An 11,066-nucleotide genomic window follows, 5' to 3' on the forward strand; every position below is an offset into this window, starting at 1 on the left:
TCGCATTGCAAGTCGGCAGAAGGTGCTCACGATTGCAGCCAGCCACCGCGGAGGCGTATAGGTCCTCGCAAGGCTAAGTAGTCACATACCCGACGAGCTGAATACCCTTTTACGGCACCTCGATTTAAGCATCATCATTGATCTCGTCTCTATCTGCTCTCGACACAATAAACGGGCATGGTCACCTCTCACCTGGCGCGCCCTGGTGCAGCTGGCTGAATGGCCGCCGATTCCTCCTGCTCGACAATGGGTGGGAATGGTGTGATCGACCAACTAATTAAATCGACCGCACGCTGAAGTGCCGCTTCGGTCTGCGCACGGCTTGGTGTAGCGGCCATGACATATCCCATAGAGTCTCGGTAGTCGCCGTTCCTGACGATCTGCGCCTTGGGTTTAGCATGCAGTTTGACCTCGGCTACACCTGGCACAGCAGCGGCTCGACTGTCGCCATCAATCCAATCGAGGACGCCGTCGCGATCAGGAAGCAGGGAGCGCCAGGCGGCAGTGTTCGAATTCTTTTTGCGTAAATCGCATTCCTCGCCGATGACAAGCTTGATATGCTCGGTCACGAGATCGACACCGTAAGCCAGTTGAACCGGTTGAGGATCGCCACCGAGCCGCGGATTGACTTCAATGACGACTGGGCCAAGCTTTGTCCACCGGAAATCAATGTTCGTTGGCCCCCAGCCAAGATTTAAAGCTTGCAAACAGCTCAGCGAAACATCAGCGATACGTTTGTGTTCGTCGTCAGTCAGCGGGGCTGGAAACATGCCCTCACGAAACACGAAATACGGGGGCGGGCCGAAGTCAGCGGCCTCCATCCCAACCACCTCCTGTCCCATTATCAGAGCGCCGTAGTACGGGCCTTGTGCAAATTCTTCCACCAGTATCCTCGGTGCAGACCACCATATATGCTTCCCACCCAACAGATAGGTTGTATGTTCGGCCAACTCGTCAACGCTGCGGCACAATCGAACACCGCTGCTGCCCGCACCTACGGATGGCTTCAGAACTACAGGCAGGCCGATTTCCGCGGCAGCGCTTTCAACTTCCGTCGCATTCGCCGCTAAGCGATAAGCCGGTACCGGAACGCCGGCCTCCGCGAGGAGCTGACGTTGTGTGAATTTGTCACAGCATCGTTCAACCGAGGTCGGATCTGGTCCCGGCAGGTCGAAACGCCGGCAGAGCTTTCCAACTGTCGCATAGACTTTTTCCTTGGCACTTGTAATTCCAGCAAGATCATAGGTCTCACTTAACCGGGTGCATTCGCGGATCAGCGCATCCTGATTATCGGTGTCGACGTGGATTGCCTCAAAGCTATGCGCCGCAAGGTAGTCGTACTGAGGTGGATCAGCAGACAGGGTAATTGGATGAAGACCAATACGCTGAGCCGCTTGGACGTACAGCAGGCCATTGCTCCTTGTGCCCTCGAGCAGGATGAGCGCTTTTCTTGTCATAGACTTACACTCCGCTTTGCGTGGTGTGCGATGATCCGAATGTAGTAAGCGTCAGCTATTTCAGCTGTGCCCACCTCCGACCTGCGGTAAAGGTACCATTGTCGACGATCTGCGGTGATGAATATTCTGTTAATTTATATGAACACTTATTTAACTTAGCGAGCCGGTGGAAGACGATACCCGTATTGAAGGGCAAGACGCCGTTGCCCTTGGTTCAGCGCACGGCTATCGCGAGCGGGACTGGGGAAACGCGTGCGGGCACGTCGGCTGCGCATTCCCGAGGCTGCGAATAGGCAGCTATTTCCAACTTTCCCCGCGAGCCCCGACGGCAACGGAGCATCCATGGGAACCAGCCCGTGAGCGTCGGCCATTTGGCTGCACCGAATCTTGCACAAGACCCGCGACCGCGCAGGCGCCGAATATTTATCAAATTCCGAGGCCGCTTGCCTGGCCTTCGTGTTTTTGCTGGGCCCTGGCGCGGTGACCATCTCGTAGCCGCCAACACTGCCGCAATCAGGTCCTTGCCTCACCTGCTTCCGATCAACAAAATTATTCGTCTTTCCGGAGGGTTACGCTCTCTGACTTTGGCATTCGGCCGTTCGGAGCTCCAACAGATCGGCAAGGAATATCAACATCTGGCCTTGATGAGCTTGCGGGCAAGGTGCGGCATTGGTCGCTGCTTCCGTTCCAATCGGAAAACAACCGCAGAGCTTCTTGATCGAGATCAATGTAGCCGTCGCGAGGTTGGGGTAGTTTACCGGGTGAGCACGCGATGACCTGTAAGATAAATTCACGTAGCAATCGACACTGAGTGGAAGCAACTTAACAACCGCGGCGGCTGCTGTGCGGTGGCCGAGACCGTGGACCGCCGAAGCTCTCGGCGATTTGCTGCATTCGATCAACGCAGGTACCAAGCCGCAATAGTGTTGGCGGCTGTCCGCTCGATCACCGCCGTGGTGGTGCTAGCGGCCGGTTCATGGCGACCTTGGCACGACTGACCGACCGAGTACGGCGTAATAACAAAATAGGCGCGCTCATAACCACCTCCAAATGCAAGAACGTCACCACGGATTACAAATTAGTGAAATTATTCGCGAGGCGCACTTTTCTTGCCTGACGGCACGCAGGTGTTTGCAAGAGATACGGCTCCATTACAAAAGATTCCCACAATGACGAAGAGAACATCTCCGATCGTACTATTTCAATATAAGACGTTCCGTTCCCTCTGGTCAGCTTCTCTTGTATCGAACCTCGGCAGCCTGGTTGAGGGGGTTGGTGCGGCGTGGCTGATGACGAGCCTTGCCACCTCACATGAAGAAGTTGCCCTCGTGCAGACGTCGGCCACACTGCCGGTTATGGTCTTTTCACTCGTAGCAGGAGCACTAGCAGACAGCTTTGATCGCCGACGCATCATGTTGGCAGCGCAACTGCTGATGTTATGCGTCTCCACCGCTCTGGCGTTTCTCGCCTACGCGGGGATAATGACGCCTTGGCTGCTGTTGGGTTTTACCTTCCTGATCGGCTGCGGTTGGGCCCTCCACGATCCACCATGGTACGCTTCGATGGGAGACATAGTGCCGCGTGAACATCTTGCGAGCGCGGCTGCACTGAACAGCATGAGCTACAATCTCATGCGCAGCATCGGACCCGCGGTGGGCGGCATCATCGTCGCAGCTGCTGGTGCGGCGTTCGCGTTTCTGTTCAATGTGTTTTGCTATTTCGCACTAATCGTCGCGCTCTGGCGATGGAAAACGGAACCTGCACAAGGATTGCTGCCGCGGGAACCTTTTAGCACTGCATTGGCTGCGGGATTCCGCTACGTGCTTTTGTCGCCGAAGCTGCTCAAGGTTATGTGTCGGAGCCTCATGTTTGGTCTGACCGCCGTCGTGATTCCGGCTCTGCTGCCCTTTGTTGCCCGTGATCAGGTTGAGGGCACGTCCATCACCTATGGTATAATGCTTGGTTTCTTCGGTCTTGGAGCGATTTGCGGGGCCCTTCTCATCGGGCGGGTTCGGGAGGTCCTCAGCAGTGAGTGGGTCATCCGCGGCGCATTTCTTGTGCTGGCCATTAGCTGCTACTTTCTGGCGGGTAGCGAGCACGTTTGGCTGAGCTGTCTGCTGCTCATCCCTGCTGGTATGGCGTGGGTGCAGGCATTCTCGTTGTTCAATGTAACGGTTCAACTTTCTACACCGCGGTGGGTCGTAGGACGTGCCTTGTCACTCTATCAGGCGGCCACTTTTGGGGGCATGGCGGCGGGGAGCTGGATCTGGGGCAAGCTGGCTGACGCGCAGGGTGTTTCCGGTGCCTTGCTCCTTGCAAGCCTCGCTCTCATCTTCGGTGGGCTGATCGGCATCGTTCTTCGCGAACCGGATTTCGAGATGCTCAATCTTGATCCAACCAGCAAGTTCATCGAGCCGACGCTGCAACTTGACCTCCAACCCCGAAGCGGGCCCATCTCGGTGACAGTCGACTATTCCATTGATCAAGAAGATGTTGCTGAGTTCCTCAGAATGATGGCATTGCGGCGAAGAGCCCTGCTTCGAGATGGCGCCAGGCAATGGGCGCTTTTCCGCGATCTGGAAGAGGCTCACATGTGGACTGAGAGCTACCACGTACCCACGTGGATCGAGTACGTGCGCCATAGTCAGAGGCAGACGCGTGCCGATGCCGAACTGGTGGCTCGCCTGGGAGCGCTTCATCGAGACGATTGCCCACCTAAAACCCGCCACAAGATAGAACGGCAGCCCTTCCGTGTACACAACGAGCTGCCGCTCAAACGTCACTTCGACAGGATCTGAACGGGAAGGCTGCAAGCATCGGCCCGAACGACCGGACCACGGCGTTGCCGGGCGCTGCTGAGTTTGCGGCGGCGGGAATGAGGGGAAGGCCCGGCGCTGCTGCAAGGCCGGCCGCGTGTCCATCCGATCCACACGCTTGGCCCGGAACGCGTAGATCCTGCCGGAGAACGGGTCGGCATCCATCTCGGCCCTTGGTCAGCGCCGCCAGTCCATCCGCGCCCGTGCGAAAGTCGACAGGCCGGGTGGCGACCATCACCTTTACCGCTGAAATCGACATATGTCCAAGCCCTCGTTCGAGCTCAACATCGTCAATCACACCACGAGCCGGAAGGTGCGGTCAAAACACCGCTCTGATGTCCGTTGTCAATGCTTTGGCCACGAGGAAGCTACCGTTCTCGGGCCTCTCATGATGATCGCGCATGGGTGGAGGCGGAACTGAAGGACGTCGGTGATCAAGTTCTGATGCGCCGGCAAAGCCGCCGCAAATTTCCCCAAAAGTTGGAGTGCGCCCCTTGGGGTGGACATGGATCAGGCTGCTGATTTGCCAGTCTGCCGGATGTGTTGGTCCTCGAACTGTTGAGGGCTCAAGTAGCCGAGCGCTGAATGGAGCCATCGTTTGTTGTAGACCTCCTCAATGAAGTGGGGAAGGTGCTCGGTGATCTCTTCAAGGTTTCGAAGGGCATCGGATAGACCGCCTCGACCTTCAGCGTTTTCATGAAGCTTTCGGCCTTGGCGTTGTCGTAGGGATTTGCCGCAGCGGCCCATCGAACCGATCAGGCCGTTGGCGGCCAGTGTGTCGCGGTAGCGCTCGGCGGCATACTGCGAGCCGCGGTCGGAATGGTGCACCACGCCCGGCGGCGGCTTTCTCCTGTCAATGGCCGCCTTCAAGGCTGCCACCGTCAGCCGCGCGTCGATCGACCGACCGATGGCGTAACCGACGATCAACCGCGACCAGGCATCGAGGATGATGGCGACTCAAATCGTGGCTTTGCCGAATGGGGCGATGTCTTCGGCGATCCGGTCGTTGCCACCGCGCTGCTCGACAGGCTTCTGCACCATGCCGTCGTCGTCCAGATCGACAAGCTATCGACTGCGTCAGCATGCCGAGCTCATGCGGAGCATGTCCGCTCGAAGGCGCTGATCACCAGCCTTCACCCCTCCGCCGAAACCGAGGGGACGGCCGCCGAAAAATGGCCATCTCTCCGTGACGACCCCGTCGGCATAATTGGGGAATTTTACTTCGGCACTTTGGGGAATTTTACGGCGGCATTGACAAACTGAGCCTTCCACGCGATCTCTCGCACCCTCGGCGGGGCTTCTTCCAGGCGGTACAGCTTCCTTACGCCGACCTTCGGCGGATGCCGATACGTCCACGCACTCTCCACAAGCATGTGTCGAACTCGAACATTACCAGCCTTAGTTATTGCGCCTCGTCTCACGGTCTCACCCGTGGATCGCTCACCAGGAACGAGACCAAGATAGCCCATCAATTGGCGTGGGCTTTCAAATCGGGTCACGTCACCGACTTCCGTGGCGAAGGTGACGGCGACAATCAGATCGACACCTCGCAGGGTCTGCAGCGCTCGAACGACCGGGGCGAGATACCAGTTCGGGACGAACTCCTCGATCACCTTCTCCAGTCGTTCGACACGCTCCTTCGAGACGCGCACTGCCTCGACCATATCCTGCAGTGCTATCTGATGTGCCGGATGATCGAACTGCTGCTCCTGCAGCCAGTGCAGATACCGCATCGTCCAGCCTTTCTTGCGTGGATAGGTGCGACCATGCTTGAGCATGAAGGCACTGGTCTGTTGCTGGTGAACCTGTAATGTCTCGACAGCGGCAGAGCGGGCGCGAACGAGATCTCGCATAGCTTCATGACCCTCGTCGGGAACCCAAACCGCCGTGAGCTCGCCGGCCCTCAATAGCCGGGCGAGCGCAAGCGCATCTCGACGGTTCGTCTTCACCCGGTCGCCAGGCTTCCTCGGCATCAACGACGGAGCGACAACCATACAGCTCTGGCCAAGCGACCGGATCAGCCGATGGAGGCCGTAGCCCGTGGGGCCGGCCTCGTAGCAGAAATGCACGCGATCAAACTTCGCGGCTATTCGCTGGATTGCTACGCATGCTTGCATCCGATGCCGCAACCTCGCCGAATAGCGGACCTCTCCGTCCCGATCCAGCAATCGCAATCGCATTCTTCAGCTTGGCGACATCGATTCCGACAAAAGCTTCTCTATAATCTGCCACGGCTCGTCCTCTTGTCGTCACGATCGGCTCGGCCTATCCGAGCAACCCTCGGGAGACCAGTGTAGGGCGAGCCAGGCCGCTCGAGGAAAGCCTTGGCCGTGCCGTCGATCTCTTCGCACAGGCGGCTGACCTGGCTCTTGGAGATGCCGCTCATGCCCATGGCCTTGACCAGATCGTCGACCGAGCGGGTCGAGATTCCCTGCACATAGGCTTCCTGGATGACCGCGGTCAGCGCCTTCTCGGCCATGCGCGGCTCCAGGAAGCCCGGAAAGTAAGAGCCCTTCCTGAGCTTCGGAATGCGCAGCTCGACCGTTCCGGCGCGCGTCTCCCAATCCCGCTCGCGGTAGCCGTTGCGTTGGGCCGTCCGCAGCGGGTTCTTCTCGCCATAGCCGGCACCGGTGGCGGCGCCCACCTCCAGCTCCATCAGCCGCTCGGCGGCAAAACCGATCATCTCGCGCAAAAGATCGGCATCGGGGGACTTCTCCACGAGCGCACGCAGGTTCATCATGTCGTCGGTCATCGGTGGTTCCTTCGAATCAGGTTGGTGTCAGCAACCCGAACCCTACCGGAGAACATCGATGACCACCGCTACGCCGCCCGCTCACTACGGCGCTGTTGAGGGCGCGCTCGCGAGCGGCTTCGCTACCGCCGACCTACACCACCTGTAGGGACACGACCTAAACCAATCTGACCGGCGCAGGCCGACAGATGCAGGTGCAACTACACGCGATGAACGTAAGGACGAAATCCCGTAACGAGTAAAGCCGCCAAACTCACTGCGCTTTAGGCGCGTGTATGTGATCTAGCTCCTTGCTTCGCGGTCTCATCAAGGCCAGCGGTCATGCACCGCGTTCAAGGCCGTACATATGAACGCACCGTCCTGGACTGTGAAATCGATTGAAACGCACCGCGGGCCGCTCCACATATGAATTTGACCGGACTCGAATAGCTGAGGCGCGTCATGCAATCGGGCCCAACTCTGGATTCCGATTGGAGGAACACGATGGCGCCGTGGCACCCTCTTGACGCAGCGTAGTCACCGCGGAGACGTACCGGTAGGTCGCCAGCCTTTCAACCAACGAGCTGAGCTTGCTTACGGAACCTCGGATGCAAGCATCATCGTTGATCCTCGTCTATCTGCTCTTGATACGATAGTCGGCGACGGTCATCTTCTACTTGGCGCCGCCTGGTGCGGCTGCGTGAGTGGACTCCGACTATTCCTGCTCGCCAACGGTCGGGAATGGTGTGATCGACCAACCAATTAAATCGACGGCACGCTGAAGTGCCACTTCGGTCTGCGCACGGCTGGGTAAAGCGGCGGTGACATGTCCGATCGTGTCTCGGTCATCGCCTTTTCTGACGATCATGGCCCTAGGCTTAACATAAATTTTAACGTCGGCGACACCTGCTACTGCAGCCGCCCGACTCTCGCCCTCGATCCAATCGAGAATTCCGTCGCGATCAGGGTTTAGGTATCGCGTGGCGGCAGTGTTCGAAGTCTTCTTGCGTAAATCCCATTCCTCGCCGATGACGAGCTTGATATGCTCGGTGACGAGATCTACACCGTAAGCCAGTTGAACCCGTCGAGGAGCAGTCCCACCTATAAGACGCGGATTGACTTCAATGACGACTGGACCACGCTTCGTCCACCGGAGCTCAATGTTCGTCGGCCCCCAGCCAAGGCCGAGAGCGTGCAAACAGCTCAGCGAAATATCGGCGATACGTTTGTGCTCATAGTCAGTCAGCGAGGCCGGGGAGATGGCCCCACGAAAGACAAAATGCGGTGGGGGATCGAAGTCAGCGCTGGAAACGCAAATAACCTCATTTCCCATCACGTCAGCCCTATAGTGTGGGCCGTGTGCGAACTCTTCGACCAGTATCCTCGGCGAAGACCGCCATACATATTTCCCGCCCAATAGATAGGCCGCATGTTCGCCCAACTCGCTGGCGCTGCGACATAATCGGACACCGCTGCTGCCGCTGCCTATGGCTGGCTTCAGAATTACCGGGAGGCCGATTTCCGCGGCAAAGCCTTCAACCTCCGTCGCATTCGCTGCAACGCGATAGGCGGGAACTGGAACGCCGGCCTCCTCGAGGAGCTGACGTTGGGTAAATTTGTCGCAGCATCGTTCAATCGATGCGGGGTTCGGTCCTGGTAGGCTGAAATGTTCGCAGAGCTTGCCAACTGTCGCATAGAAAGCCTCCTCGGAACCCGTTATTCCAGCAATGTCATAGGTCGCCCGCAGTCGGTGACATTCGTGGATCAGCGCAGTACAACTCTCTGTATCGACCCGGACCGCCTCAATCCCCTCCCCCGCGAGATAGTCGTACTGAGCAGGATCAGCCGAAAAAGTAATTGGGTGAAGCCCAAGACGCTGAGCCGCTTCGATGTATCGCAGACCGTTCCCCGGGTGTCCTTCAACCAGAACGAGCGCTCTTCCTGCCATGGGATGTCTACCTCCGTTTTCGCGCTGTGCAGTGGTCCGAAGCGTAAATGAGCAATTCAGCATATTTTAGCTGGCCCTCAGACCTTGCGATGAAGGTAACATTGTCCGCGTGCTGCGCTTGCGAACATTTGTGAATTTATTCGCAGAATTTGTTGCGATGTTTCGGTTTGAGGCGCTTTGGTCAGTGCGTCTCAAGGAATTTTGGAGGGTCACGTTGTTCAACGCAGGTCTGCATTAGGAGTTCCGTGATCCTCCTGTGTATAGCATAGACTGGTCTGGCCTGCCGGAGCCTACGCGATCGCAATCTATCGTTGGACAGTTCGCTTCTCGCCTGTGTTGTTTGGAACGCTTCTACCCGCGCAAACCGTCTCTGGCACGCGCATATTGGCGAACTACGTCAAGGACCGCGGCCGTTGGATGTACCTTGCGCGCCATCGACAGGTCGGCGACACGGTCGAGTTCTGACTGGCCGAACACTACGCTGCCCCCGGCAGGAGTTGGCGCTAGCCTTTGTCAGCATGTGCGAGGGAGTGTGGCTTCAGGGCAGTTCCATTTCTGCAGTCTTGGGCGGCACCTTCTCCTGCATCGGACTGCCGGTGAGCGTTGGCAAAGGTAACCGGTACCTACTGTCGGTTTGTCGCGTCCACGACACGGTCATGTTCGGCATGATACCTGCTGCGCAAAAGTTAAGCGATTGGCCCAACATGCAGAAAATCGTCTGAGTTCATTTCTCGCGGTTGGCACGAATCTTGAGTGTAGTCATCGCGCTGGAACTGCCTACCAATAATCATAGCGGGCGAGGACGCCGATGGGAACGAAGGACATTATGTCGGGTCTGCCTCAGACGAGTCGCGCGCACGAAAGGGGCAGCGGCTTTGGCGGCGGCAGTCTGCGCTACGTGATAGGTGTGGATGTTGAACCTCTGCACGGTTTCTGTTGTATCGGCCGTGTCGTCGGCTTGGCCGAGCAACTGAGCCGTCATCTTTGCTCGGCTGCCCACAGTACAAGTGGGCGTGCCAGTCTACTTTTAGACCAAGGTGAGAACGGCTGCTCTCCGATAAAGGTCGGCGCCGCTCAAGGTATCGCACGCCGTAAGCGCGTACTGCAGACCGAGAATCGTCTACAGCTGAAGCTCTTCGGTTGGATCGTGTCACAAAACGACTTCCAGCTCAAACGGCGATTGTTTAGGGGCGTATCTGGGCTGACACAGCATCGCGTATCGAACAGCCGTATGCCGCTGGCTGGAAAAATAGGCAGCCGGAGGATGATGCTGCATTTAGTTACACCCTCGACGCGAGCATCGCAAACGACACGCAACTGCCCGTTACTAGAGTGAGGGGGCTGTGCTCATGAAGCCACTGGTCCTGATCTGTTCAGAGGATCCCGAATTTTATCTATTCTTCAGCCACGTCCTGGAGGTAGACGGCTTCGCGAGCGATCTGGCTGACGGTTTGGAGGAAGCGGTCCGGCAGGTCACTGAGCGGGAGCCGCAAGCCGTTATACTCGACTGCCAACCGGCGAGCGCGGTAGGCCCTGCTGTCTGTGCCCGTCTCAAAAACGAGTCGCAGACTGGCGCCATGCCCGTAGTCGCCCTGATCGCGCCAGGCGCCGGGCCCCAGCATCTGGATCTACTAAAGGCGGGCATTGACGAAAGCTTCTTGCGACCCTTCGCACCAGCCAAGCTAATCGCCTACTTGCGCGATGAACTAGCGATGGCGCGGCTGGGCTTCGATAGCGACGAGAGAAGCCGGCCGCTGATCTGGGGCGACCTCGAGATGCGGCTCGCCAGTCACCAGATACGTTGCTGCAACGGCCAACGGATCCATCTGAGCTCGATCGAGTTCAACCTGCTGCGCCATCTAATCGAGAACCGCGGCAAGGTGTGCAGCCGCGACGAACTGATCGAGGCCGCTTGGCCAGCTAACATTCATGTCGAAGCGCGCACCGTCGATGTCCATATCAGCCGGCTGAGAAGGGCCGTTGGGAGCGTTTCGGCCCACAACGGCATTCGAACTATACGCTCCGCCGGTTATACCTTAGACGAGGGGGACGTCTGACTCGGCTGCGCCACAGAGGCGCCGACGTTTATGGTGTGCACCTGAGCACTGTTTCGT

Annotated in this window: 6 protein-coding genes and 2 pseudogenes; 3 read left to right on the plus strand and 5 right to left on the minus strand. The window is 58.0% G+C overall.

Annotated features, from left to right (window positions below; all coding sequences use genetic code 11):
* Window positions 1–188: 188 nt before the first annotated feature.
* Window positions 189–1,457, minus strand: a complete 1,269-nt coding sequence (locus tag PYH37_RS30700) for an ATP-grasp domain-containing protein (protein WP_280736252.1) — start codon at window positions 1,455–1,457, stop codon at window positions 189–191.
* Between the two features lie 1,169 nt (window positions 1,458–2,626).
* Between PYH37_RS30700 and PYH37_RS30705 the strand changes: the two genes are divergently transcribed.
* The gene (locus tag PYH37_RS30705) at window positions 2,627–4,255 is read left to right on the plus strand and encodes an MFS transporter (protein ID WP_280736251.1); all 1,629 of its coding nucleotides are present in this window, start codon (window positions 2,627–2,629) and stop codon (window positions 4,253–4,255) included.
* Window positions 4,256–4,783: 528 nt separating this feature from the next.
* Here PYH37_RS30705 and PYH37_RS30710 read toward each other — a convergent pair.
* Window positions 4,784–5,200: a DDE-type integrase/transposase/recombinase gene (locus tag PYH37_RS30710; RefSeq protein WP_280736250.1), complete on the minus strand. Its 417-nt coding sequence runs from the start codon at window positions 5,198–5,200 to the stop codon at window positions 4,784–4,786.
* Between the two features lie 30 nt (window positions 5,201–5,230).
* On the opposite strand from PYH37_RS30710, the pseudogene PYH37_RS30715 reads away from it, so the two are divergent.
* Window positions 5,231–5,480 (plus strand): annotated as a pseudogene (locus PYH37_RS30715) (ATP-binding protein); the annotation flags it as partial.
* 10 nt (window positions 5,481–5,490) lie between these two features.
* Here the strand turns inward: PYH37_RS30715 and PYH37_RS30720 are convergent.
* The 3 genes and pseudogenes from PYH37_RS30720 to PYH37_RS30730 form a co-directional block, all read right to left on the minus strand.
* Window positions 5,491–6,453 carry an IS110 family RNA-guided transposase gene (locus tag PYH37_RS30720; RefSeq protein WP_342394760.1) on the minus strand — a complete coding sequence of 321 codons (963 nt, stop codon included), beginning with the start codon at window positions 6,451–6,453 and terminating at the stop codon, window positions 5,491–5,493.
* A gap of 125 nt (window positions 6,454–6,578) precedes the next feature.
* A pseudogene (locus PYH37_RS30725) lies at window positions 6,579–7,025 on the minus strand (transposase); the annotation flags it as partial.
* Between the two features lie 694 nt (window positions 7,026–7,719).
* Window positions 7,720–8,952 carry an ATP-grasp domain-containing protein gene (locus PYH37_RS30730; protein WP_280736248.1) on the minus strand — a complete coding sequence of 411 codons (1,233 nt, stop codon included), beginning with the start codon at window positions 8,950–8,952 and terminating at the stop codon, window positions 7,720–7,722.
* A gap of 1,349 nt (window positions 8,953–10,301) precedes the next feature.
* Here PYH37_RS30730 and PYH37_RS30735 point away from each other — a divergent pair.
* Complete coding sequence (locus PYH37_RS30735; RefSeq protein WP_280736247.1) at window positions 10,302–11,009, plus strand: response regulator transcription factor; 708 nt, start codon at window positions 10,302–10,304, stop codon at window positions 11,007–11,009.
* Window positions 11,010–11,066: the final 57 nt, after the last annotated feature.

Origin of the sequence: Sinorhizobium numidicum, from assembly GCF_029892045.1 — a bacterium.
GTDB classification, from domain to species: Bacteria; Pseudomonadota; Alphaproteobacteria; order Rhizobiales; family Rhizobiaceae; genus Sinorhizobium; species Sinorhizobium numidicum.